Annotated in this window: 20 protein-coding genes; 6 read left to right on the top strand and 14 right to left on the bottom strand. The window is 66.5% G+C overall.

The features are described 5' to 3' along the window. Positions 1 to 8 precede the first annotated feature (8 nt). The gene (locus tag AC1RM6_RS16480) at positions 9 to 881 is read right to left on the bottom strand and encodes a sulfotransferase family protein (RefSeq protein ID WP_493103098.1); all 873 of its coding nucleotides are present in this window, start codon (positions 879 to 881) and stop codon (positions 9 to 11) included. Between the two features lie 28 nt (positions 882 to 909). Beyond that, positions 910 to 1,845: an aspartyl/asparaginyl beta-hydroxylase domain-containing protein gene (locus tag AC1RM6_RS16475; protein WP_493103096.1), complete on the bottom strand. Its 936-nt coding sequence runs from the start codon at positions 1,843 to 1,845 to the stop codon at positions 910 to 912. 203 nt (positions 1,846 to 2,048) lie between these two features. On the opposite strand from AC1RM6_RS16475, the gene AC1RM6_RS16470 reads away from it, so the two are divergent. Beyond that, positions 2,049 to 4,052 (top strand): tetratricopeptide repeat-containing sulfotransferase family protein, encoded by a 2,004-nt coding sequence (locus AC1RM6_RS16470; protein ID WP_493103094.1) that lies wholly within the window; start codon positions 2,049 to 2,051, stop codon positions 4,050 to 4,052. Between the two features lie 102 nt (positions 4,053 to 4,154). Here the strand turns inward: AC1RM6_RS16470 and AC1RM6_RS16465 are convergent, their stop codons facing one another. The 4 genes from AC1RM6_RS16465 to AC1RM6_RS16450 all read right to left on the bottom strand — a co-directional run bounded on the left by AC1RM6_RS16465 (position 4,155) and on the right by AC1RM6_RS16450 (position 10,231). Further along, positions 4,155 to 4,394, bottom strand: coding sequence for a hypothetical protein (locus AC1RM6_RS16465; RefSeq protein WP_493103092.1), 240 nt, complete (start codon positions 4,392 to 4,394; stop codon positions 4,155 to 4,157). 88 nt (positions 4,395 to 4,482) lie between these two features. Continuing rightward, positions 4,483 to 5,967 (bottom strand): putative 2OG-Fe(II) oxygenase, encoded by a 1,485-nt coding sequence (locus tag AC1RM6_RS16460; RefSeq protein WP_493103090.1) that lies wholly within the window; start codon positions 5,965 to 5,967, stop codon positions 4,483 to 4,485. Next, positions 5,964 to 7,136 (bottom strand): aspartyl/asparaginyl beta-hydroxylase domain-containing protein, encoded by a 1,173-nt coding sequence (locus AC1RM6_RS16455; protein ID WP_493103088.1) that lies wholly within the window; start codon positions 7,134 to 7,136, stop codon positions 5,964 to 5,966. The genes AC1RM6_RS16460 and AC1RM6_RS16455 overlap by 4 nt, the downstream gene beginning before the upstream one ends. A gap of 83 nt (positions 7,137 to 7,219) precedes the next feature. Beyond that, positions 7,220 to 10,231 carry a TonB-dependent receptor domain-containing protein gene (locus tag AC1RM6_RS16450; RefSeq protein ID WP_493103086.1) on the bottom strand — a complete coding sequence of 1,004 codons (3,012 nt, stop codon included), beginning with the start codon at positions 10,229 to 10,231 and terminating at the stop codon, positions 7,220 to 7,222. Between the two features lie 261 nt (positions 10,232 to 10,492). On the opposite strand from AC1RM6_RS16450, the gene AC1RM6_RS16445 reads away from it, so the two are divergent. After that, on the top strand, positions 10,493 to 11,026 hold the full coding sequence (locus AC1RM6_RS16445) for a hypothetical protein (RefSeq protein WP_493103084.1): 534 nt from the start codon (positions 10,493 to 10,495) through the stop codon (positions 11,024 to 11,026). A 137-nt stretch (positions 11,027 to 11,163) separates the two neighbouring features. On the opposite strand, the gene AC1RM6_RS16440 is transcribed toward AC1RM6_RS16445, so the two are convergent. Then, on the bottom strand, positions 11,164 to 14,172 hold the full coding sequence (locus AC1RM6_RS16440; RefSeq protein WP_493103082.1) for a TonB-dependent receptor plug domain-containing protein: 3,009 nt from the start codon (positions 14,170 to 14,172) through the stop codon (positions 11,164 to 11,166). A gap of 289 nt (positions 14,173 to 14,461) precedes the next feature. On the opposite strand from AC1RM6_RS16440, the gene AC1RM6_RS16435 reads away from it, so the two are divergent. Then, a complete protein-coding gene (locus AC1RM6_RS16435) occupies positions 14,462 to 14,962 on the top strand; it encodes a hypothetical protein (RefSeq protein ID WP_493103081.1) in 501 nt (166 codons plus the stop codon). Between the two features lie 6 nt (positions 14,963 to 14,968). Here the strand turns inward: AC1RM6_RS16435 and AC1RM6_RS16430 are convergent, their stop codons facing one another. The 3 genes from AC1RM6_RS16430 to xseA are packed head-to-tail and all read right to left on the bottom strand — an operon-like array spanning position 14,969 to position 17,576. Next, positions 14,969 to 15,874, bottom strand: a complete 906-nt coding sequence (locus AC1RM6_RS16430; protein ID WP_493103080.1) for a M23 family metallopeptidase — start codon at positions 15,872 to 15,874, stop codon at positions 14,969 to 14,971. After that, positions 15,871 to 16,068, bottom strand: a complete 198-nt coding sequence (locus tag AC1RM6_RS16425; RefSeq protein WP_493103078.1) for a DUF2093 domain-containing protein — start codon at positions 16,066 to 16,068, stop codon at positions 15,871 to 15,873. The genes AC1RM6_RS16430 and AC1RM6_RS16425 overlap by 4 nt, the downstream gene beginning before the upstream one ends. A 44-nt stretch (positions 16,069 to 16,112) precedes the next feature. Beyond that, entirely contained in the window at positions 16,113 to 17,576 is a 1,464-nt protein-coding gene (xseA, locus tag AC1RM6_RS16420) for an exodeoxyribonuclease VII large subunit (protein WP_493103076.1), read from the bottom strand. Here xseA and purD point away from each other — a divergent pair. Together purD and AC1RM6_RS16410 are read left to right on the top strand one after the other, a co-directional pair. Beyond that, positions 17,575 to 18,855 (top strand): phosphoribosylamine--glycine ligase, encoded by a 1,281-nt coding sequence (purD, locus tag AC1RM6_RS16415; RefSeq protein ID WP_493103074.1) that lies wholly within the window; start codon positions 17,575 to 17,577, stop codon positions 18,853 to 18,855. The two genes, xseA and purD, sit on opposite strands and share 2 nt — an antisense overlap. A gap of 46 nt (positions 18,856 to 18,901) precedes the next feature. Beyond that, complete coding sequence (locus AC1RM6_RS16410; RefSeq protein WP_493103072.1) at positions 18,902 to 19,354, top strand: helix-hairpin-helix domain-containing protein; 453 nt, start codon at positions 18,902 to 18,904, stop codon at positions 19,352 to 19,354. Positions 19,355 to 19,362: 8 nt separating this feature from the next. On the opposite strand, the gene modC is transcribed toward AC1RM6_RS16410, so the two are convergent. The 3 genes from modC to AC1RM6_RS16395 form a co-directional block, all read right to left on the bottom strand. Then, positions 19,363 to 20,454, bottom strand: a complete 1,092-nt coding sequence (gene modC, locus AC1RM6_RS16405) for a molybdenum ABC transporter ATP-binding protein (protein ID WP_493103070.1) — start codon at positions 20,452 to 20,454, stop codon at positions 19,363 to 19,365. Then, positions 20,451 to 21,140, bottom strand: coding sequence for a molybdate ABC transporter permease subunit (gene modB / locus AC1RM6_RS16400; protein WP_493103561.1), 690 nt, complete (start codon positions 21,138 to 21,140; stop codon positions 20,451 to 20,453). The genes modC and modB overlap by 4 nt, the downstream gene beginning before the upstream one ends. Positions 21,141 to 21,638: 498 nt before the next feature. After that, positions 21,639 to 22,856 carry a polyhydroxyalkanoate depolymerase gene (locus tag AC1RM6_RS16395; protein WP_493103069.1) on the bottom strand — a complete coding sequence of 406 codons (1,218 nt, stop codon included), beginning with the start codon at positions 22,854 to 22,856 and terminating at the stop codon, positions 21,639 to 21,641. Between the two features lie 251 nt (positions 22,857 to 23,107). On the opposite strand from AC1RM6_RS16395, the gene AC1RM6_RS16390 reads away from it, so the two are divergent. After that, on the top strand, positions 23,108 to 23,764 hold the full coding sequence (locus AC1RM6_RS16390; RefSeq protein WP_493103067.1) for a glutathione S-transferase: 657 nt from the start codon (positions 23,108 to 23,110) through the stop codon (positions 23,762 to 23,764). Positions 23,765 to 23,769: 5 nt separating this feature from the next. On the opposite strand, the gene galE is transcribed toward AC1RM6_RS16390, so the two are convergent. Further along, the gene (galE, locus tag AC1RM6_RS16385; protein ID WP_493103065.1) at positions 23,770 to 24,789 is read right to left on the bottom strand and encodes a UDP-glucose 4-epimerase GalE; all 1,020 of its coding nucleotides are present in this window, start codon (positions 24,787 to 24,789) and stop codon (positions 23,770 to 23,772) included. Positions 24,790 to 24,858: the final 69 nt, after the last annotated feature.

Raw genomic sequence — 24,858 nt, 5'->3', positions numbered from 1 at the left:
ACGGGCTTTCAGGGCGCGTAACGCTGCAGGGCGTTGCGCGCCCGTTCGTCGGCGGCGGCGACGATCGGCCAGACCTGTGCGATCGCATCGGCATGACGGCGCCATTTATCGGGGTGGGGGCGCGATACCACGGTCGGCGAAAGCGGAAGCTCCGACGGGATCGTGCGGTCCCAGACCAGATCGAGACCGGCGCACAGCGGCTGGAGACTGTCCTGCGGGGCCGCGAGGAACGCCGAATAGGCGATCGATCGCACATCGGTGTCGTCGACGCGGTCGAGATCGTCGAGCAGCAGCGACATCGTCGTCGCCCATTGATGGGCGACGATTTCGGGCAGTGACCGCCCGGCCAGCGATCGCCATCCGGGCACCAGCAGCAGCGACCAGGGCAGGCCCGGCCAGTCCGGCAGCCGTGGATAGGTGCAGAAGCTCCCGGCCTGCCAGGCTTCGATCATGCTCGACAGGGTTTCGCGCGGATCGCGGTAGAGGAAGACGAAGCGCGCATCGGGAAAGATCCGGCGGAGGAAGCCGATGCGCAGGCTGTTCTTCGGGGTCTTCTCGATCATCCGCGCGCGGCCCCGCGGCGGGCGCCCATCGCGGTCGCGCAGCGCGGCATAGAATCGTCCGGCAATCGCATCGGCTATCGCCGGGGTGACGTCGTCCCCGGTGAGCCGGTTCGAATGCCATTGCCGATGGATCGGATGCAGCCCGGGTATCTCCTCGATCAGGCGGTGGCTTTCGCCACCGACCGTGCAGACGTCGCGCGCCTTCGCCATCGTTTCGAACAGCAGCGACGACCCCGATCGCGGCGGGCTGATGATGAATATCGGGCGGTCGATCGCCGCTACTCTCCCCGCGCCCGCTGGCATCGACAGGCTGGTCATCGAACGAGCATCGCCCTGCGCTCGCGCATCAGGCGCGCATCGCCGCCACCGGCGGCGCGGCCAGCGGAGCGTTGAGGGTGAAGATCAGCTCGGCGAGCTGCCGGTAGAGCGGCAGCTCGTTGCGCATGCGGACATTCTCGCCGCCGAGTTGCAGCAGGTCGCGTTCGAGCGCGGCGACGAGGCGGCGATAATCGGGCAGGCCGGACGACGCCGGACCATGCTGGACCCAGATCGCGTTCCATCCCTCGACGAAGCGCTCGAGCCGATGAAGGATGGCGGCGAGCGGCGGCGCCGGCTCCGCCCGCTCGCCGATGAAGGCGAGATGGTAACGCAGCTCCCAGGGCGACATGACCGTGGCGGTGTCGAAGCGTTCGAAGGTCAGCGGCAGCGGCGGGACGGTGATGTCGCGCGTCCCGCCACCCGCGCGCGCGATCTGAACGAGTTCCCACAGACGCTCGCCGCCGACGGTGTCGAGCACAAGGTGGGTTCGCACCGCCGTTCCCCCGTTGACGACGTCGTGGCGCGCGAACGTGTCGAAGATCCAGCATTCGCCGGCCGCCATATGGACCGTCCGGCCGTCACAGCGGAACAGCACCTCGGGAGTCGTGACGATCGGGATGTGCAGGCGGACATGGGTTCGCCAGTAATAATGGGCGTCGACATGCGGCGGCACCGTCGCCCCCGGCGCCAGCCGCATCAGCCGGCTGCGCCCCCAGACCGCACCGATCATGCCCATGACCTGCCCGATATAGGGGCAGGCCCGCAGATGATCGGTCGGCGCCATCGGCGCGGAGGTATCGTCGATCATCTCGCCCCGGGTGGTGACCAGCCGCACCGCGGCGTTGCCGGGGAGGTTGTTGGGATGCGCGACCCAGGCATGCGCCGGCAACGCGTCGACCTCCGCCGCGAGCCGCGCGGCGTCGAAATTGAGCGGGAGCCGCAGCAGCGGTTCGTCGAGACGCATGTGAAATCCCGTGAAGATCAGGTTCTTATCGCCGCAGCATATCGGCCGGCCGGTGCGCTGTCATCGCCCTTCGCCTCCTGCCCCGACGCCACCGGGGATGGAGCGGTCCGAATCCGAGCATCTGGACATCGGCGGCGATTTGGTGCGATCGCCGTCCGCGCTCCCGGAGCAGCAACCAGTTCAATGGAAGGACGCGTTTTTTCGTGACGCAAATCGATCCCCGGGCCGCGACTATCCTTGCCCGCGCCAAGTCGGGCGACGTCGGCGGCGCGATCGAGGCGGGAGAAAAGCTGCTGGCCGACGGTCTTGTCGACGGCGCCTTCGCGACGTTCGTCGGCATGTTGTGCTGCCGCCAGGGCCAGCCCGAGCGCGGCATACCGCATCTGCGACGCGGCGCCGAGCTCGCGCCGCAGGCGATCGGTGCCAAGGTCGAGCTGGCGCGCGCGCTGATCGCGGTGGGCGACAATGGCGCCGCAGCGGCGATCGCGGCGCCGCTGGCCAACCCGGCCACGCCGGCCGGGCGCGAGATGCTGCGGATCGAGGCGCGCGCGACGTTGGCCGACGGACGGGCCGAGGACGCCCGCCTGCTGTACGATCGGCTGGTCACCGCCGACGGCGCCGATTTCGAAAGCTGGGACGGCCTGGGCGTGGCAAGGCTCGCGACCGGCGACATAAAGGGCGCGATCGACGCCCTGCAGCGCGCAACCGGACTGCGTCCGGCGGCGGTCAGCTATCAGATCAATCTGGCGCGCGCCCATATCGCCGCGAACGACTTCGAGGCGGCACGCCTGACTGGTAACCGTGCCGTCGCGCTGGCCGCGAACGATCCCGCCGCGCATATCGTGCTCGCGCGGGCACTGGCGGGCCTTCGGCGGGTCGACGAGGCGATGGCTGCGGTCAATGCCGCGCTGGCCGCGGCCCCTGCCGGCGCAGACCTGCTGACCGAGGCGGGCGAGATCCAGCTGCTCTGCCGGGCCCCCGAACAGGCCGAGGCGAGCTATCGCGCGGCGCTCGCGCTCCGGCCCGATCTCGAACGCGCCTGGATCGATCTCGGCAAGCTGCTCGAACGCTGCAACCGGCCCGAGGATCTGCTGGCGACGCTCGATGCGGCCGAGGCGACGGGGGTCGCCTCCGCCGCGACCGCGCTGCTGCGCGCACGTGGGCTGCGCAGCCTCAAGCGGCTCGACGAGGCGCTCGTGGCCGCCCGTCTCGCCCCGGACGAAGGCGACGAGGTCGAACGGGCACAGCTTATCGGCGATCTCGCGGACCGCACCGGCGACGTCGACACCGCCTTTGCCGCCTTCGCCCGGGCCAATGCCGCGCTCGCCGCACGCACCGCCGGATCGGCCGCCAAGGCGGCGGCCTATCTCGATCGCTTCGCCCGCATTCGCGACCTGCTCACGCCGGATGGCTATCGGCTCTGGCCCGCAGCCCAGCCGGGCGTCGAGCGACCGGCGCCGCTGTTCATTTTCGGCTTTCCGCGGTCGGGTACGACATTGATCGACACGATGCTGAGCGGCCACCCCGACGCGGTGGTGATGGAAGAGGAGCTCACGATCGACAAGGTCGCCGAGGCGCTCGGCCCGGTCGAGCGGCTACCGCGCCTGTCGCCCGCTGAAATCCGGCAGTTGTCCGCCCGCTATTTTACCGAAGCCGACAAATATGCCCCCGATGCCGCGGGCAAGCTGCTGGTCGACAAGAATCCGCTGGGGCTCGGCAGCACGCCGCTGCTCCACCGCCTGTTCCCCGATGCCCGTTTCATATTCGTCGAGCGCCATCCCTGCGACGTCGTGCTGAGCTGTTTCATCACCAGCGCGCGCATGGATTCCGACGTCGCGAGCTTCCACGATTTCGTCGGCACGGCACGGCTCTATGACCGGGTTCTCGCCTTCTGGACGCGATGCCGCGAGGTCCTGCCGATCGACGTCCACACGATACGCTATGAAACGCTGATCGCGCATCCCGAACGGGAATTGCGCGCGCTCGCCGCATTTGCCGGGCTGGAATGGACCCCGCGCCTGCTCGCGAACCAGGCCAACGCCAGCGCCCGTTCCTATATCGGCTCGCCCAGCTACGCCCAGGTCGCCGAGCCGCTCTACACCCGGGCCAAAGGCCGGTGGCTGCGCTATCGCGAGCATATGGAGGCCGTCATTCCGATCCTGGCGCCCTGGGTCGAACGCCTCGGCTATGATCTCGACCCGCTGTGAATTGACGACAATATAGGCTCAAGAGAAAGGCCCGGCTGCGATGCAGCCGGGCCTTTCGGATTCCAAGACCGGCCAGCGTGCATCGCCGCGGCCGGTGGAAGATCAGTTGCCGTTGACGGGCTTGTAGGACTGAACGCGATCGACCGTGGCACGCTGGTCGCGCTCCTGCTGTTCCCACTGCGCAGCGGTCAGGCAGGTCCGCTGCTTCTGCAGCCGGCTGCCGATGATTTCGCTCGTGCGGCAGATCAGCTTGTTCGGATCCTTGGCCTGTTCCGACTTTTCGCGCGCAACCGCAGGGGCCGCCATGACAAGGGCGACGGAAAGGATAAGCAATTTGTGCATTTGAGGAAGTCCAACTCGAGTTAGGTTGGAACTATTCTGCCGGATAAACGTGCGCTTAGCAATATTCCGCATCGGCGAACCCGGCCGGTCATCCGATATCGAATGCCACCGTAAGTCGCTCGCCGGCGGCGAATGGCCGGGTACCGTGCCATGTCGTCGACGGGAACAGCACGAGACGCCCCGGCCGCGGCTCGATCGCCCGTGCCGGCGGCAGATCCAGCCCCAGGCCGGGCTGCGGCTCGCCGATCGTCAGCCACCCCTCCTGCGTCGTCGCCCCCAGTTCGGGCAAGGCGACATAGAAGGCCGAGCTCAACCAGCCCTCATTATGGACATGCGGAACATGGAAACCGCCCTCGGCAAGCCGCACCGACCAGGAGCCCGCGATTCGCGGATGGCGCGGAGCCGCCTGCGCGAATCGCCCCGCCGATCGCGGAAGGCGATCGATATAGGCCCGCACCGCGCCCATCAGCCGGCCGCGCAGTTCCCTTATCACCGGATCGATCCGGGTGAGCAGCGGACCGTCGGTCTGGGTTCCGCCGCGGACCGATTGATCGAGCGGCTGGCTCCGGGCGACATGAAGCGCGCGCAACCGTTCGGCGAGCGGCGCGAGCAGCGGCCAGTCGGCACCGAAATCGACGATCTCGACGCAATCCTCGAGCACCTGCTCGCCGGCGAGACGCCGGGCAAGCGTGACATAAGGCTGTGCGTCGGCCGCCAGCGGCGCCGCGATCTTCGGGGCGAGCGCGAGGATTCGCGCCGGCTCCGCGCGCCGCAGCAGGTGGCGCAGCCAATGAACCAGGCTGTCCGGATCGCCGAGCGGATCGATCCGCGCGAAGGCGGCGTCGGCCTCGTCGAGACGCCCCTGTTCGGTCGACAGGATCGCCGCCGCCGCAACCAGCGGCGCCACTTCACCCAGCCTGGCACGCGCCTCGGCGAGCGCCCCGCGCGCGGCGTCGGCATCGCCGGCCCGGTGCAACGCCATGATCCGCATATGGTGGAGCCGGATATCCGCCGGTGCGCCGGCGATCGCCCTGTCGAGCGCCGCGAGGCCTGCCTCGCGCCGGCCATCCATATGGCGTAGCCGGATGAGTGCGGCATGGCCCGGCAGCCAGCCCGGATGCTCGCCGAGCATCGCGTCGAGGATCGCGTCGGCCTTCGCCACCTGGCCTTCGGCGAGCAGCGCCGCGGCCTGGCCGAGGATCACCTCGCCGTCGAGTGGCGCCAGCGCGCGTGCCCGCTCGAACCAGTCGAGACTCGGCACCCCCGCCTCATAAGCGGTCCGTGCCCGGGCATGGACCAGCCGCGCGCTCTGCGGCGTCATCGCGAAGGCACGGTCGAACGCCGCCAGCGCCGCGGCATGATCGCCGGCCGCGCGATGCAGCAGGCCCGATACATGGAGCAGCGGCGGCGTGCAGGACGGCGAATCGACGACCGCCGCGACTGCCGCCAGCGCATCCTCCTCACGCCGCTCCTCGATCGCCCGCAGCCCGAGTTCGATCGCGCGGTCTGCACGTGGTGTCCCCGTCACCGCCCGCAGCAGCTGTTCGAACGACGGGCGCGGCGCGACATTCACAGCAGCGCCCCTTGCGAGGCGTCCTCGGCCTCCATGATCCGCGCCACCGCGCCGCGCTCCATCGCGCTGAGGCCGGGGTGCCACAGATCGATGATCATCACGATCCGCGGCTGGTCGCTGTCGTTGACCGCTTCATGCTCGATCGTGTCGTCGAAGACGAAGGCCTCGCCGACGCGCCATTCGCGCCGCTCGGCACCGACGCGGAACCAGCACCCCTCGGGAACGACGAGCGGCAGGTGACAGACCAGCCTCGTATTGGCGATCCCGGTGTGCGGCGGAATTTTGGTATGCGGGCGCAGCAGCGAGAACATCGCATTGGGCGATCGGCCGGCGATGTGCGGCTGGCCGATCGCGGCAAGCACCGCCATCGTTCCAGGGCATCGGTCGGCATTTTCGCGGACGACCCGACCGCCCTGGAGCAGATGGAAGGCGGTCCAGTCGAGCGAATGGTTGAGCGCCTCCCACTGCCGGACGGGCGCGTCGGTCGCATAGCGGATATAGGGTTCGGCCCGGGCGGACGCATCGCGCAGCAATGCCTCCAGCTCGCCCGAGATCAGTGCGGTCGCCGCCTCGAGATCGCCCAGCCAGGGGAAGGCGTCGCGGCAATGGAATTCGCGCTCGACCAGCCCGGGATAATGATAATGGGTCGGTTCCGAATGATAGACCCGGGTCTGTCGCAGCGCGTTCGACTTGAAGCGGGCCAGCCTGTCGCGTTCGCATCCCGAAAGCCCGGCGTCTCGCCCGATCGCCCGGTCCCAGGTGGCGGCGACTTCGCGCTGATAGGCTTCCTTCGCACGGACCGCATGATCGATCAGCCCGCGCAGTTGCGGCGGCGGCGTCTCCTCATCCGCCCATTGCGCAAGCGCACGGATATAGGTTCGCGCGGCCTCCTGCCCCTCGCCCGCCGCCTCGAGCAGCCGGGCGCGGCTCATCAGCGCCATGAAATGCAGCGGATCGACCTCGAGCGCGCTGCGCACCGCCGCCAGCGCCCCGTCGAGATCCCCGCCCGCCCGCCGGATTGCCGCGAGCTTGAGCCAGCTGTCGATCCGGGCCGGTGCGGTCCGTACCACCTGCTGCAACAGGCCCTGCGCAGCGGCCAGATCGCCGCGCCCCGCCGCCCGGTCTGCATCGCGTTCGAGCGCATCGATATCCGGTTCGGTCGATATCATCCGAATCCCATGCCAGAGGGTTCCACAAAAGGAAACGGCGGGCCTTTCGACCCGCCGTCCCTGTGTCTGCAATGCCGCTGCGATCAGAAATCGAGCGTCACGCCCACATACATGTAGCGACCCAGAGCGTCGTACACCTGCGGGAAGGTATTGCCGTTCTCGAACACCGCGAGCTGCTGCGCGTTGATCGGCGGCTGCTTGTCGAACATGTTGTTCATGCCGGCATGCAGCGTGAACTTGTCCTCGAGCGGCACGGTGAAGGCCAGATCGAAATAGCTCTGCGCCTTGATCCGGGCATTGCCCTGACGGGTGGCGCCGGCCAGATCCGGATCCGAGCTCAGCGTGTCGGTCTTCACCTTGGCGAAATAGCGCCAGGCCAGCGAGACGCTCGAACCCTGCGGGATCGTGTAGGTCACGCGCGCCTTGTGACGCCATTTCGGGCTCGGGGTGCCGCACTGCGCGCCGTAGAAACCCGCGCAGTTGAACTTCGACGGCCCGAAGGAGTCGATGATCAGCTTGTCGAGATAGGTGCCGGCGATCGTGAAGGCGAGGTTGCCGATGTCGCCCAGCGCATGCTGGTAACCGACGGTGACGTCGATACCCTTGGTCGACAGCTTGCCGGCGTTGACGTTGACGTCCTCGACATAGCCGCCGTCGGCAAGGCTCGGCGTACCGCGGAACAGGTTGCCCGCCGCGTTACGATGGATCAGGCCGCAGTAGAAGGACTGGCCGGCGAGGCAGTTCGACAGGATCGAATCCGACCCGTAGGTCGAGATCTGATTCTTCAGGCGGATGTCGAAATAATCGACGGTCGCCTGGAAGCCCGGCAGGAAGGTCGGCGTCAGCACGATGCCGGCGGTGTACGAATCGGCGACTTCGGGGGTCAGCTGCGCCGAACCACCGAGATAGCCGTTATACTGCGCCGCCGGGTTGGCCGCGATGCGACCGAACTGGGCCGCGGTGACACCGGTCAGCGCGCACTGCGCGAAGGTGTTGCCGTTGACCAGCCCGTTGACCGCCGCACCGGCGCACGGATCGGTCGAGCCGTCGAGACCGAAGCTGCGGGCACCGAACAGTTCGACCGCGTTCGGAGCACGCACCGCGCGGTTGTAGGTTGCGCGGAACTTGATGTCCCGGACCGGGGTCCAGGCCGCCTCGAACTTGTAGGTGTCGGTGCTGAACGAGTTCGACGTCGCCGTGTTGGTGGCGGGGTCGAGACCGTCGACGGTGTAGTGCGACCGGCGATAGCCCGCGCCGAGGGTGAATTCCTCGAAGAAGGGCTTGTCGGAGATCAGCGGCAGCGAGGCTTCCGCGAAGAACTCCTTGACCTTGATCACGCCGGCGACCGGGGTGGTCGGGCCGCCCTGACCGGCGCCTTCGCCCGCCAGGAAGTTCGAGTCGACCTCGAAGTTCAGCGATTCCTTGCGATATTCGGTACCGACGTTCAGTGCGAAGCCATCGCTCGCCCACGGGCTGGTGATGCCATATTCGCCACCGAGGAAGGTCACCGATCCGTTGGCGATCTGCTCGGTCGTCTGACCGCGCGAGAACAGCGGAATCTGCAGATAGTTGAGCGCCGCGTCGGTCACGCCGCCGGTGGCGAAGATGTTCCAGGGAACGCAGGCCGGATCGGTGCCGTCGACGACCGAGCGGCAGGTCGGCGTACCGTTGACGTTGACGACGTCGAGAGCGCGGCCGATGCGGGTCACGCCGAAGTCGTTGCGGTAGGTCTGCGCGAAGTTCACGCGGCTATACTGATAATAAGCCTCGTAGCTCAGGCCCTTGGCGAAATCGCCCTTGGCGCCGAGCACGCCGCGATAGCTGGTGTGCTGGAGATCGTCGCGACGGCCACCGCCCTCGACGTTGCGGCGAGCGATGTAGAGGTTGCCGCGGGTCACGCCCGTACCATCGACGAAGGTGTTGCCGGCGGCGCAGACGATGCCACGCTGCTGGGCCGACAGGAGCGGGTTGTCGCAGTTGATCGTGGTGGTGTTGAAGAAGTCACCCGACGGCGCGATCTGGGCGACCGTGCGGTCGTCCATGAACATGAACTCCATATAGGGCTTGAAGGCGTCGTCGACGTCATAATGCGCGAAGAAGCCCGCCGTATAGCGTTCGTCGGGGCGCTGATAATAGTTGGTCGGGGCGAAGTTGTAGAGAACCTGGCCCGGGACGAACTGCGTGCCCTCGACATGGTAATATTGGCCGCCGGCATAGAAGGAGCCGGGTGCCGAGGTGGCCGAGCCGCCGCAGCTGTAGAGACGACCGAGCGAGCTGACCTGCGCGTCGGTGTTGGCGCCGAGCGAGCAGGACGAATAGTCGCGACGATCCTGGGTGATCGGACGGATCTTGCGATAGCCGGCATAGGCGGTGACATGGCCGCGGCCATCGTCGAAGCCGGCGCCGATCACCGCGGTCGCATCGATCGTGCCGCCGTCGGTGACCATGCCGTTGGGATAGCCGAAACCACGCGCGTTCAGCGCGTTGGTGACGTCGCCGCCCGCACGGTTGTTATGATTGTACAGGCTGTACTGGCCATCGATCTTGAAGCCGTCGAACTCGGTGTCCATCACGAAGTTGACGACACCCGAGACCGCATCGGCACCATAGACCGACGATGCGCCACCGGTCAGCACGTCGACGCGCTTGATCAGCGCAGACGGCACCATATTGATGTCGGCGACCGGCGAACGCGGATCGCCCGGAATCAGACGACGGCCATTGATCAGCACCAAGGTGCGGCTCGAGCCGAGGTTGCGGAGATCGACGGTGGCGGTACCGGTCGAGCCGTTCGAGATGCTGCCGCCTTGCCCAGCGTACACCTGCGGCAGCGCGTTGAGGAGATCCTCGACGCGGGTCACGCCCGACTGCTTGATTTCCGGTGCGCCGAGCACGGTGACCGGGCTGGCCGACTGCAGTTCCGGATGCGGAATGCGCGAGCCGGTGACGACGATGACGCTTTCATCGGTCGACGCCGTATCCGCCGGCGTGCTCTGCGCCTGCACGGCCGTCGCGCCGAACGCGATGCTCAGAGCGATCGACGCCGCGCTGCTACCCAGCCCGAAGCGGCTGAATTTCTTCAAGTTATTGGTCACTTTCCAGTCCCTTTTCTGGAGTGAGCGGGGCAGTGGGGTTGCCCCTGACTCAACCGTAAGGCGGACTGGCGGGTGCTGGCACACCCTACCCTTCCCCCTTAGGCATATGGTGGGTGTGCAAGAATTTCGATCAGGCTGTAAAGCGGCCGTTAAGCTTTCGACCGTGTTGCACTGCAGTTGTCGCGTTTTTGCAACAGTTGCGAAATGTCATTACGAACGAAGCAACGTCAGTGTAATATTATTACAACGCAGGAGAATGTGATGGGAATGACGGTAAGAATCACGAGCGGGATCGCCGCCGTGGCGATAATCGCTGGCGCAACCGTCGCTCAGCAAGCCACAAATGCTCCCGACCTGTTCCGCAAGTTGCTGCAGTGCAGAACGATCAGTGATAACGTACAACGCCTTGCCTGCTATGACGAAAGGGTAGGGGCACTGGAGACCGCCGAGAAACAGCATGATGTTGTTGTCGTCGATCGCGCCCAGGTTCGGGAAACGAAAAAATCGCTGTTCGGATTTCCGCTGTCGATCGGCGGCATTTTCGGTGACAAGGCCGACAAGATTGATACCGCCGACGAAATCGAATCAATCGAGAGTGTGATTTCTTCCGCCAGGCCTCTGGCCAACGGCAATTGGTCGCTCGCGCTCGAAAAGGGCGGGACCTGGGAAACGATGACCGCGCTCACCGTCGCACCGCGCCGTGGCGACAAGGTCAAGATCGCCAAGGCCGCACTCGGCAGCTTCAAGGGCAGTGTCGGATCCAACCGGATCGTGCGCTTCCGCCGCGTAGGCTGAACCCGAGCGATTCGCCATACGCGATCTCGAAGATGCTGATGCGTTCTCGATCGATTTGATCAAGCGTCGCACGGGCTGACACCGACAAAAAAGGGCGGCGGGAAAACCCGCCGCCCTTCCTGGTTCTTCGTGGCAGATCAGAACTTGAACTTGCCGCCGATGGTGAACGCCCGGCCGACCACGTCGTAGATGGTCGGGAAGGTGTTGCCGTTGTTGAAGGCGGTACCACCGACGCCCGAACCGACGAGCGGCGGCTTCTTGTCGAACAGATTGTCGACGGTCAGCACGATTTCGAGATTGTCGCCGATGCTCGCCTTCATCGAAAGGTCGAAATAGTTGTACGCCTTGATCTTGCGATAGTCGGCCAGCACGGTGGTCGGGTTCGGACCGCCGGGCTGCGGGGTCGACAGCGGCTGGGTCGCGGTCGCCTGGAACGGCTCGAGGCTGACCGAACCGATATGGTTCCACAGCAGCGAGATATCGAACGGCCCCTTCGAATAGGTCCAGCGCGAGTTGTACTTGAACTGCGGACGCGGGTTGGTGCAGCCCGTCGAGCTGTACCGCGCGGTGCAGTCGCGGTTGATCGAGTTCGGCGTCGCCTGGAAGTGGTAATAGTCCAGATAGGTGCCGTTGAACGACCACGTCAGCGACCCGATGTCCTGATCGATCCCGAAGTCGGCAAAATCGAACCGATAGTTGACGCCGACATCGACACCCGCGGTTGCGATCCGACCCAGGTTCGAACCCGCCAGGATCACGCCCGGGGTTTCACCCGCACCGTTCAGGCTGCCGTTCAGCGGATTGCGCTGAATGAGCTGACAGAAGGCGTTGTAGCTGAAGGTCGGGTTGAGCGCGGTCGAGTAGCAGCCGTTGAGGATATCGGCGGCCGCCGGGTTGGTGATCGCGTCCTTCACCTTGATGTTGAAATAATCGATCGTCGCCGAGAAACGGGGCACGAAGGTCGGGGTGAGGATCACGCCGAGGGTGTAGGTGTTGGCCCGCTCGACATCGAGATTGCGGTTGCCCGAGGTCGTCACGTTGATCTGGTTCGACGATGGCGTCGGGATCGTCCCGATCACGCCGGCCGGCGCACCGGTGGCGATGCAGAGCGCCCGCAGGCCGGCGCTGGCATTGGCCAGCGCACCCTGGCACGGATCGACCGACAGGCTGCTCAAGCCGGTCACCGACGATTGGTAGAGTTCCTGGATGTTGGGCGACCGGACGGCCACCTGATACATGCCGCGGAACTTCACGCCCTTGATCGGCTCGTAGGAACCACCGGCCTTCCACGTCGTGCTGCTGCCCGTCGTCGAATAGTCGGAATAGCGGATGCCGCCTTCGGCCTGGAGGCGATAGAAGCCGGGGACGTCGGCGACGAGCGGAACCACCAGTTCGCCGAAAGCTTCCTTGACGTCGTACACGCCGAAATCAGGCGGGGTCCGCGCGCCGGTGCCGAGCACTTCGCCCTGGATCTGCGACGGGGCATCCGGCTGGCTGCGGGCGCTGATCTTGCGATATTCGCCGCCGACGGCGAAGGCCACCGCCGAGGAGGCGAACGGGCTCTGCAGGCCGAAGAGATCGCCGTTGATGCTGCCGGTGACGACCTTCTGGCGGATCGTGCGGTTGATCAGCGCATCGAGATCGATGAAGTTCAGCTGATCCTGGGTGATGCTGCCGAGCGTGCCGAACAGGTTGAGCGGAACGCAGCCATTGCTCGTGTCGGAGCAGACCAGCGATCCGGCCGCATTGCGGTACGAACGCAGAGCCTGCTGAACCTTGCTGAACGAGCCCCAATTCTCGCGGGTCTGGCTCTGGCGGGTTTCGCCATATTGGCCCGACAGGTCGTAATGGATGGTCGGCACGATGTCGCCGCGGACACCGAGCTGGAGCTGGAAAACGTTCGAAACGACCGGGTTGCCGCGCGGTCCATATTCAAGGAAGCGGCGCTGCGCGATCACCGGAACTTCGCGATAGCCCGCGGAGGTCGGCGTGGTCGCTGCGGCTGCCGCGGCGCACTGCGCGGCGGTGAAGCTGATCGCGGTGCAGAGCTGGTTGCGGGTCGCCGCCGGCAGATAGGCGTTCGACAGCGGCAGCTGATAGATGTTGGTGAAGGTCGCCGACGATGCGAGCTGGATGCGCGCCTCGTTGCGGACGAACATGCCGCTGCCATAGACCTCGACCCCATCGGTGACGTCATAATGCGCCGCGGCATAGGCCTGGAAGCGCGACAGCGGCGTCTGGAAATAGGTGTTGGTGTTGGTGTTGAGCAGGTCCGACTGGACCGCCGCGCGCAGCGCGCCGGTTGCCGGATTGAATACCGCGCCGAAGCCGTTGCCGGCCCCCAGACCCAGCGCCGTCGTCGACGGCGAGGTGAACAGCACCGGCAGGGTCGCCTGCGAGCCGTTGAACAGGCCGTTGGCCGAGCTGATCGGGAAGGCGGCGATGCTGCGCTTCGTCACTTCGAGTGCCGAACGCTTGGCATAGCCGAGGTCGAGGATGACGTTGCCGCGATCGTCGGCGCTGGTCGCCCCCATCGTGACATTAGCGCGATAGTCGCGCGCGTCGCCCTTTTCGGAGATCCGATAGTTGCCCGAAGCTTCGAACCCGTTGAAGTTGCGCTTGGTGATGAAGTTGACCACGCCGGCGACGGCGTCGGCGCCATAGGCGGTCGATGCGCCGCCGGTCAGCACCTCGACCCGCTCGACCACCGAGCTCGGGATGACGTTGAGATCGACCAGACCGTCGAGACCGAACGGCACGATACGGCGGCCGTCGAGCAGCACCAGGGTGCGGTTCGGGCCGATGCCGCGCAGATCGACCGACGACGAACCGTCGCCGCCATTGTTGACCGCCGGCCCGAGATTCGGACGCACCGACGGGAGGTCGCGAATCAGTTCCTCGGCGGTGTTGACCTGACGAAGCTGGATTTCCTGCGCGCCGATGACGCTGACCGGGCTGGCCACCTCGAGGTCGGGACGGGCGATGCGCGATCCGGTCACGACGATGGCTTCGTCGGGTGCGGCGTCGGTCGCCTCGGCCGGAGTCGTCTGCGCAGCCGCGGGTGCGACGGCGAATGCCATGCCGAGCACGAGCGCGGCTGCGCTGGTGCCCAAGCCATAACGGCTGAACTTATTGATATTAGCCACTTTCCAGTCCCCATTCTGGAGAAGGCGGACGAGGTCCGGCCTTCTTTGCTTAGGCCTATGGGAATCGGAAAAAGTGCGAAGACATATGCCCGACCCCCATCAGGCATGCGCAGGGTGTGCCGGACATCCTGTCAGTTTGTAAAGCTGGGGTTAATATTAAGCCATTGTTACACAAGCGTTGTCACCTTTTTACCACAGTGACGACATCTCCTTGCTCAACGAGCGATTGCTCGGTCATAATGTTTCAACCTTGGTGGAGACGAGCATGCGCGTGTTGAGGAAAGGGCTCTTGCTGGCGACGATCGCGACGGTCGCCGCACCGGCGGCGGCACAGGAGAAAAACGCACGTCCCGAACTGTTCAGCAAGATGATCGAATGCCGGGCGATCACCGATTCCGGCAAGCGGCTGGCCTGCTACGACGCCCAGGTCGGCGCGCTGGATGTCGCTGAAAAGAAACAGGATCTGGTGGTGATGGACCGCCAGCAGGTTCGCGAGACGCGGCGATCCCTGTTCGGTTTCACCCTGCCCCGTTTCACGCTCGGCGGTCACAAGGTCGAGGAGGCCGATGAAATCGCGGAGATCGAAACGAGCATCCAATCCGCCCGCAAGAGCGGTCACGACTGGATCCTGATCATGGCAGACGACAATGGCACATGGCAGACCAGCGACGAACTGACGCGCGACCAGCCCAAGGCCGGGGTCAAGGCGCGGATCAAGCGGGCTTCGATGGGCAGCTATCTGGCGAGCATCGGCAACAACCGGGGCGTCAGACTGCGCCGGATCGGCTGACCCCGGTCAGGGCATCGGCCCCGCGAGCGGCGCGGGGTCGATCCGGGCGTCGCGCCATTTGATCGCCCAGTGGAGATGCGGCCCGGTCGCACGGCCGGTCATGCCGATCAGGCCGACCGGCTGCCCCCTGCGGACGACATCGCCGACCTTCACGTCGATGCGCGACAGATGGAGGAAAGCGCTGTTCAGCCCCTGCCCATGGTCGATCATCAGCAGATTGCCCTCGAGCGTGAACGGCGACGCCGCCGCGAGGATCACCACGCCATCGGCGGGCGCCGCCACCGGCGTGCCGGTCGGCCGGGCGACATCGACCCCCGAATGATAGGCGCCGGGTTCGCCCGCATAGATTCGCTGCGAACCGAACACCCCGCTGATCCGGCCGGTCACCGGCCAGGCGAAGCGCTGGCGCCAGCCCTGGCTGTGCGAGTCGCCGGCCCGGGCGGCGGCGATCTGTGCGAGCTCGAGCTTGCGCCGTGCGAGGAATTCGGGGGTCGGCGTGGTCCCGCGCGGCAGGGTCGGCAGCGATTCGATCTGCCAGCCATGCGGGGTCACGGCGATCGTGCGCGTGAAACGGGTTCCGTCCGGGCGCGTGGCGACCAGCACCGCCTGCGGACCATGGTCGCGATCGAAGGCGATCAGGAAGCGGCCATCGCTGTCGAAGCCGATCGCCTGGCCGTCGAAGCTGAGCGCGGTCGCGCCGGCCGGAATCTGACCGAAGGCGATCCCGCCCTGTTCAAAACGCCCGCTCAGTCCGAAATCGCTCGCCACCGGCGCCGGCGCGATGACGGCCCCGACGGCCGGAGCGGGTGTCGACGCCGGCAGTGGCGGGACGGCGCGGGGCGCGGGAACGCAGCCCGCGAGCGGCAGAATGAACCAGACGGCGCGCAGCGCGCCGCGCCCGCGATCGCTCAAGCCTTTTGTTCCGCGGCGGTCGCCTCTTGCGCCGAGGCATAGGCCTCCTGCCGGGCGACGCTCCAGTAACGCAGATTGTCGAGCGGGATCTGCACGCCGCTGCGCGCGCAGGTCACATGGTCGCCGGGAACGAGCACGCGGAAGCCATTGGCCATATAATGGAGTTTGGCCGAACGGCCTTGCGACATCAGCATGCGATCAGCTCCTTGGCCTTCCATATAGGGCAATGCGGCACGGCTTAGAAGAGCTCGGCCTGTCCGGCCCCTGACGTGCCCGGCTTCCTTGGCTTCGCCGGAGCGGGCTGGCCAGTTTTTTCTGTCGTCACATCGACCATACCGTCGGCGAAATGGAGGGTGAGCAACCCCTCCGTGCGGGCATCATCGGCCCGGGTCACCACGCCGCCGGACCGCGCCTCGACCCGGACATAGCCGCGCTCGAGCGGCCGGTCGGGATGGAGCTGCGCCGCGATCCGCCACAGCCGGTCGAGCGTCGCATGCCCCTCGGCGATCCGCGCCTTGACCGGTTCGGGCCGCAACCGCACCGATGCGAGACGCTCCTCGGCGCGCACGAGCTTCTGCCGCAGCAACGCCGGCCGGAGCGCCCCCGAGGCATGCGCCAGATCGCCGCGCGCGATCGCTAGGCGCTTGGCGAGGGCCCGCGGCAACCGGTCGCCATTGTCGTCGAGCCGCTGCTGCTGGGGCTGGAACAGCTGGTCGGCCGGCGGGAAGCGATCGGCGATCGCGGTGAAGCGTTCGTCGCCGCGCTCATGATAGCGCCGCGCCAGCCGCTCGGCACGCAACCCGAGTTCGCGGACATGCGCCATCAGATCGGCGCGCACCGGCACCGCGATCTCGGCGGCGGCGGTCGGAGTCGGCGCGCGCAGATCGGCGGCGAAGTCGCACAGGGTGGTGTCGGTCTCGTGCCCGACCGCCGAGATCACCGGGATCGGCGATTCGGCGACTGCGCGGACCACCTCTTCCTCGTTGAACGCCCACAGATCCTCGACCGACCCGCCGCCGCGCCCGACGATCAGCAGGTCGGGCCGCGCGACCGGGCCGCCATGCACCAGCGCGCCGAAGCCGCGGATCGCCCGCGCGATCTGCGCGGCGGCCCCGTCGCCCTGGACGATCACCGGCCACAATATCACATGGGTCGGGCAGCGATCCTCGAGCCGGTGGAGGATGTCGCGGATCACCGCGCCGGTCGGCGAGGTCACCACCCCGATCACCTTCGGCATGAACGGCAGCGGCCGTTTGCGCTCCTGGTCGAACAGCCCCTCGGCGGCGAGTTGGCGGCGGCGCTGGTCGAGCAGCGCCATCAGCGCGCCCTGCCCCGCCAGTTCGAGCCGGTCGATGATGATCTGATATTTGGAACGGCCCGGATAGGTGGTGAGCCGGCCGGTCGCGATCACCTCGATCCCGTCCTCGGGCCGGAAGCGCATCGCCGCCGCCTGCCCCTTCCAGATCACCGCGTCGATACAGGCACTCTCGTCCTTGAGGGTCAGATAGCAGTGGCCCGAGCTGACCCGCTTGAACCCCGACACCTCGCCGCGCACCCGCACATGCGCGAAGGATTCCTCGACCCGGCGCTTGAGCGCCCCCGACAATTCGGACACCGTCTGCGCGGGCGCATTGTCGCCGGGAACCTCCTCGGCTAACAGCCGGGGCCTGTTTGATGGGGCACCCGGGAGAAAATCGTCCATGATCGTCCTGCTGCTGGGATCGGGGGGGCGTGAACATGCGCTCGCGTGGAAGCTCGCGCAATCGGACCGGCTGACCAAGCTCTATGCCGCGCCGGGCAATCCGGGAATAGCCCAGGTCGCCGAGCTGGTCGACCTCGACCCGACCCATATAGAATCCGTCCTGGCCTTCGCGCGCGACGAGAATGTCGGGCTGGTGGTGATCGGCCCCGAGGCGCCCCTGGTCGCCGGCCTCGCCGATCTGCTGCGCGCCAACGGCATCCTCACCTTCGGTCCCAGCCAGGCCGCGGCCCAGCTCGAAGGGTCGAAGGGCTTTACCAAGGATCTGTGTGCGCGGGAGAATATCCCGACCGCCGACTATGGCCGTTTCACCGATGCCGGCGCCGCGACCGCGGCCCTCGACCGGTTCGGCGTGCCGGTGGTGATCAAGGCCGACGGGCTGGCCGCGGGCAAGGGGGTGGTGATCGCCGAAACCCGCGCCGAGGCCGAGGCGGCGATCGCCGACATGTTCGATGGCGGCTTCGGCAGCGCCGGCGCCGAGGTCGTGATCGAGGAATTCCTCACCGGCGAGGAAGCGAGCTTCTTCGCGCTCACCGACGGCGAAACCGTCGTCCCGTTCGGATCGGCCCAGGATCACAAGCGGGTCGGCGATGGCGACACCGGCCCCAATACCGGCGGCATGGGCGCCTACAGCCCCGCGCCGATCCTGACCCCCGAACTCGAGGCGCAAGCGATGCGCGAGATCGTCGAACCGACGGTGCGGGCGATGGCGGCGGCGGGCATGCCCTATTCGGGGGTGCTCTATGCCGGGCTGATGCTCACCGCCGACGGCCCCAAGCTGATCGAATATAATGCCCGGTTCGGCGACCCCGAATGCCAGGTGCTGATGCTGCGGCTCGAGGACGATCTGCTCGGCCTGCTGCTGGCGTGCGCCGAGGGCCGGCTCGGCGCGATCGCCCGGCCCAGCCTGTCGCCGAACACCGCGCTGACGGTGGTGATGGCGGCGAAAGGCTATCCCGGCACGCCCGAGAAAGGCGGCCATATCCGCGATATCGCGGCGGCGGAGGCGAAAGGCGCCAAGGTCTTCCATGCCGGGACCTACCAGGGCGCGGCCGGTCTGGTCGCCAGCGGCGGCCGGGTGCTCAACGTCACCGCGATCGAGGCCGATATCGGCCACGCCCGCGACACCGCCTATGCCGCGGTCGACGCGCTCGACTTCCCCAGCGGATTCTGCCGGCGCGATATCGGCTGGCGCGAAATGGCACGCCAGCGGAACGATTGAGCCGCTACGGCATTAGCCCTGAAAACAGAAAGACGAAGGACTAGGCATGTCGAACACCACCCTGATCATCCTCGGCGTCGTCGCGCTGATCGTCATCGCGGTCGCGCTGCTGCTGATGCGCAAGCCCGCCGCACCGAAGCCGATCGCCCCGGCCAGGCCCGCCCCGAGCGAAGGCCATGGCGTTGCCGACAGCGCCGCCGCCGCGATCCTCGACATCTCGGGGCCGGTGATCGGCATCGACGCCCATCCCGACCTGCCGTCGGACGATCTCACCCGCATCAAGGGCCTCGGTCCGCGCGCGTCCGCCGCGCTCAACGCGGTCGGCATCCACCGCTACGCCCAGCTTGCCGATCTCGATCCGGCGCAGGCGGCCGAAGTCGATGCGCGGATGGGCAGTTTCAAGGGCCGCATCCAGCGCGACCAGTGGATCGAACAGGCACGCCTGCTCGAACAGGACGACATCGCCGGTTTCGAAGCCAAATATGGCAAGATCGGCTGATCTTCGGATTACACCCCTGACCGCTTCTCGAGCAGCGCCATCGCCTTGATGTTGGCGGTGACGCTGTCGCCGATCGCCAATCCCAGCCGGTCCCACGACTTGCGGGTGAGGGTGGACAGGATCAGCGCATCCGGGCCGCCTTCGGTGAGTCGGAGCGACACCCCCATCGCATGCGCGTCGTTCGGCTGCGCGTCGACGATCGTCGCCGGCAGGCTGTTGAGCACGCTGGTGCGCGGGTTGGGATCGAGCGACAGGCTGACGTCGAGCGCGCGGATACGCACCGAAAGCGGCCCTTCGCGCCAGCGCCCCGGGATCTGCACGGTCGCATCGCCGATCCGGCAGCGGGTGAGGTCATAGGCCGGATCATAGTCGACCGTATCGGCCGGCAGGATGACCGCGGCGTCGTTGGCGCGGGCGATCGGATGCGCGAGATCGGTCATCACCCGCACCGCCGGGCCGGACGCGCGCACCTGGCCGCCGTCGAGCAACACCAGATGGTCGGCGAGTCGCTCGACCTCGTCGAGATCATGGCTGACGAACATGATCGGCAGGCCGACCGCGTCGCGCAGCCGGCGGATCACCGCGATGATTTCGAGCTTGCGCGCCATGTCGAGCCCGTAGAGCGGCTCGTCCATCAGCAGGAAGGCAGGTGCCGCGAGCAGCGCCCGGCCGATCGCGACCCGCTGCGCCTCGCCGCCCGACAAGGTGCGCGGACGCCGGTCGAGCAGCGCGCCGATGCCGAGAAACTCGACCGTCTCGTCGAAGCCCATCAGTGCCGGCCGGTCGCGGCCGAGGCGCGCGCCGTAGAGCAGGTTCGCTTTGACCGTCAGATGCGGGAACAGCCGCCCGTCCTGGAAGATATAGCCGCTGTGGCGCCCCTCGATCGGCAGGCTGATGTCGGCGGCGCCGTCGTAGAGCGTGCGTCCGGCGACCGCGATCCGGCCCGAATCGGGCCGGGTGACCCCGGCGATCATGTACATCAGGCTGGTCTTGCCCGATCCCGACGCGCCGAACACCGCGGTCAGCCCGTCGCCGGTACGGAAATCGAAGGCGAAATCGCGCCCGCCGATGCGGCGCCGGATCGCGACGTCGAAGCTCATAGCGCCCGACGCCCGGCAAACCATTCGGACAGATAGAGCGCGCCCAGCGACAACAGGATCGCGAAGATCGACAGGTGCATCACCCTATCCTCGGCGCCGGGGATCTGCAGCAGGCTGTAGATCGCGATCGGCAGGGTCTGGGTCTCGCCGGGGATGTTCGACACGAAGGTGATCGTCGCGCCGAACTCGCCGAGGCAGCGCGCGAAGGCGAGCACGGTGCCGGCGCTGATTCCCGAGAAGACCAGCGGCAGGGTGATCGTCCGGAAGACATGCCAGCGCGATCCACCGAGCGAGCGCGCCGCGATCTCGAGTCGCGGGTCGAGCGATTCGATCGACAGGCGAATCGTGCGGACCATCAGCGGCAACCCCATGATCGCCGCGGCGATCGCCGCACCGGTCCAGCGGAACAGCACGCTCACCCCGAACCAGTCCATCAGGATCGATCCGAGCGGGCCGTGCGGCATGAATGCCTCGAGCAGCAGATAGCCGGTCACCACCGGCGGCAGCACCAGCGGCAGATGGACGATGCCGTCGAGCAGCGCCTTGCCTCGAAACCGACCGCGCGCGAGCAGATAGGCAAGGCCGATCCCGATGGGCACGCTGGCCAGCACCCCGACCACCGCGACCTTCAGGGTCAGCAGGATCGCGGTGACGCCTTCGTCGGTAAAGCCAAGCCAGTCGGGCAGCGCCGTCTTCCTCGATCGTCAATGCGCCGCATCATGCGGCGGGGTCCTTGCCCTGTCACCATCGACCGGAACCGCCCGCCGATAGCGGCGCGCGTAGCGCAAATATCGTAAACAATCGTCAACACGCGAAATTTATCGCAGGTGCGTCGGGTTCTGAGGGGACTTGAGAGGCATTGCTGACGGTCGTGTAGGTATCAAATACAAGCTATTTCAATAAGATAAGATGCTTTTCACCATATTGCCATTTTTACCTTGAATTTTCCTCTTCGCAGGTGCACAAAGAATGGGCCTTTCAGGCATCCTCTCCTAAAACTTTCAAGGGTCGGTCCTCGCGGATCGGCCCCTTTTTTTGGTTCTTTTTCCCGGCAGCATCGGCCGACCGGCGACGGCTTCGCGGCGCGTCAACCGCAAACGATTGCCCTACACGCGATTGCCCGATGTCTGAATATGCCGATATTCGCGGGTGGCTCAGCCGGACGACCGCGCCGGCCGATGGCTCTAGGCTGCGCCGAGGATGAAGCTGCGGACCTGGGCGTAGATCTGGGTGTCCCATTTCTTGCCCGAGAAGACCCCGTAATGGCCAACCCCGGCCTGGAGATAATGGCGCTTCATGTGCGGCCGCAGGCCGGTGCACAGATCATGTGCGGCGGCGGTCTGACCGACCGCGCAGATATCGTCGCGCTCGCCTTCGACGGTCAGCAGCGCGGTCCGGCGGATATTGCCGAGATCGACCCGGCGCCCGCGATAGTCGAGCTCGCCGGTCGCGAGCAGCGCCCGCTGGAACACCCGGTCGATCGTCTCGAGATAGAATTTGGCGTCCATGTCGAGCACCGCGAAATATTCGTCGTAGAAGTCGCGGATCGTCTGCGCATTCTCTTCGTCGCCGTCCGCCAGATATTGGTAGAGCGCGCGGTGCTGGTCGCCGTGCCGCTGCATGTTCATCGACATGAACGCCGAAAGCTGCAGAAAGCCGGGATAGACCCGCCGCCCCGCGCCCGGATAGCGCCAGGGCACCGTGGTGATCAGATTATCCTCGAACCACTCGTAGGGCTTGCTGGTCGCGAGTTCGTTGACGCCGGTCGGATTGATCCGGACATCGACCGGCCCACCCATCAGCGTCATGCTGAGCGGGGTCGCGGGATGCTTGTCCTCGTTCATGATCGCGGTCGCGACCAGCGCCTGCACACAGGGCTGGCACACCGCGACCATATGCGCGCCCGGGCCGATCTGTTCGAGGAACATGATCAGATGGTCGACATATTCGTCGAAGCCGAAGGCCCCCTCCGACAGCGGCACGTCGCGGGCGTTCTTCCAGTCGGTGATGTAGACGTCATGATCGCGCAGCATCGTCTGAACGGTGTTGCGCAGCAGCGTGGCGAAGTGGCCCGACAGCGCGGCGACGATCAACACCTTGGGCTTGTCGAGCCCCGGATCGCTTTTGACGAAATGCACCAGATTGCCGAACGGGCTCTCGTGCACGATCTGCTCGGTCACCGACACGAGCTGGTTGCCCGACATCACCGAATCGATCTGATAGGATGGCCGGTCATGGGTCATCCGGGTGTTGGCGGTCATGTCGAGCGCGGCGAAATAGCTCTTCGCCAGCGGCTCATCGGCATATTCGCCCCACAGGGGCTTCATCTTGAGCCCCGCGGCGGCGAGCATGCGCACCGGCTCCATGATGTCGCTCATTCCCTGAAAAAGCTGATATAGCATTCAGACCGTCCCCGACCCCCATAATCAACGCGACATGCACTTCACCCAAAAAGGGTTGGCCCAAAAAGGGTCTAGTGCATTTCATGCTGCAGTGCGCCACAAATTTTTGCACTTGCGGTACATGGCAGCTATCGTAAGCCCAACCCGTCGGGAAAGCCGCCGAGGCGGCTGGCCGGACGGGGTACGGGCTGACACCGGTTGCCCCGGGATGCTTGTCTCGAAACGGGCGTGTACGAGTGGGGAGTGGGCTAATGCCGGAAGCGGTCCTGTCGATCTCGAGCAAGAATTACTCGTCCTGGTCGCTGCGCGGCTGGCTGCTGTGCCGGATGGCGAAGCTCGACATCGTCGAGCAGCGCGTCGGCATCGACGATCCCGGCCAGCGCGCCGAGCTGCTGCTGCTGTCGCCGTCGGTGCTGGTCCCCCGACTGACCCATGAGGGGGCGAGCGTCTGGGACACGCTGGCGATCGCCGAATATCTCAACGAGAAATTCCCCGATGCCGGGCTGTATCCGTCCGATCCGCTCGAGCGCGCACATTGCCGCAGCGTGTCGGGGGAAATCCATTCGGGCTTTCACAATCTGCGCTCCGCGCTGCCGATGAACCTCAAGGCGCGCAACGACAGCTTCCGACTGTTCGCTGGCGCCAAGCCCGATATCGAACGGGTGCAGGCGATCTGGAACGACTGCCTGTCGCGCTATGGCGGGCCGTGGCTGTTCGGCGCCGCGCCGACCGTCGCCGACGCGATGTTCGCGCCGGTCGCGACCCGCTTCATCACCTATGCCATCCCGCTCGACGCCGCGTGCCGCGGCTATTGCACGACGATCACCAGCTGGGCGCCGATGGTCGAATGGACTCACGACGCCGTCGCCGAGCCCGAGGAAATGGAAGAGCTCGACGCCGAGTTCTGACCGCGTCAGGCCTGATCGCGCTCGGCAAGCTTGCGCTCCCACGCCACGGCATGGGCGACGATCAGGTCGAGATCGGCGCGTTGCGGGCGCCAGGGGGTGGTTTCGAGAATCCGGCGATTGTCGGCGATCAGCGCGTCGGGATCGCCGGCGCGGCGCGGCTCCATCCGCCGGACGATGCTGTTGTTGGTGACCCGGTCGACCGCGTCGAGCACCTCGAGCACCGAGAAACCCCGCCCATAGCCGCAATTCATGATGTGGCTGGCCGCCCGGTCGGCGATCAGCGTGTCGAGCGCATGGAGATGCGCGTCGGCGAGATCGCTGACATGGATATAGTCGCGTACCCCGGTGCCGTCGGGGGTGTCATAGTCGGTCCCGAACACCGCGACCTCGGCCCGGCGCCCCAGCGCCGCCTCGACCGCGACCTTGATCAGATGGGTGGCCCCGGCGGTCGACTGGCCGGTGCGTGCCTCGGGATCGGCACCGGCGACGTTGAAATAGCGCAGCGCGCAATAGTTCATCGGATGCGCGGCGGCGACGTCCTTGAGCATCGCCTCGGTCATCAGCTTCGACATGCCATAGGGATTGATCGGCCGGGTCGGAGTCGCCTCGTTGACCGGGCTCTCGTCGGGGATGCCATAGGTCGCGGCGGTCGAGGAGAAGATGAAATGGCGCACCCCACCCTTCACCGCCGATTCGATCAGGGTGCGGCTGTTGGCGGTGTTGTTGCGATAATATTTGAGCGGATCGCTCACCGACTCGGGCACCACCACCGATCCGGCGAAATGCATGATCGCGCCAATCCCCATCTCGGCGATGATCTTCGCGACCAGCGCCTCGTCGGCGATGTCGCCCTGGTAGAAGGCGACCCGGTCGGGCACCGCCCAGCGGAAGCCGGTCACCAGATTGTCGATCACCGCGACCCGCCAGCCGGCGTCGAGCAGCGCCAGCACCGCATGGCTACCGATATAGCCGGCGCCCCCGGTCACGAGCACGGCGAAGGGTTTTTCGGCTGGGGCTTGGGTCACGCGCACATCATCCCTGAACAGGTGGGCCAGTCGGTCGGACGCTAGCGGCCGCCCCGAAGCCGGTCAAAC

The organism is Rhizorhabdus sp. GW822-FHT03C02 (genome assembly GCF_058801765.1).
This window is presented reverse-complemented; position numbering and strand designations above follow the sequence as displayed.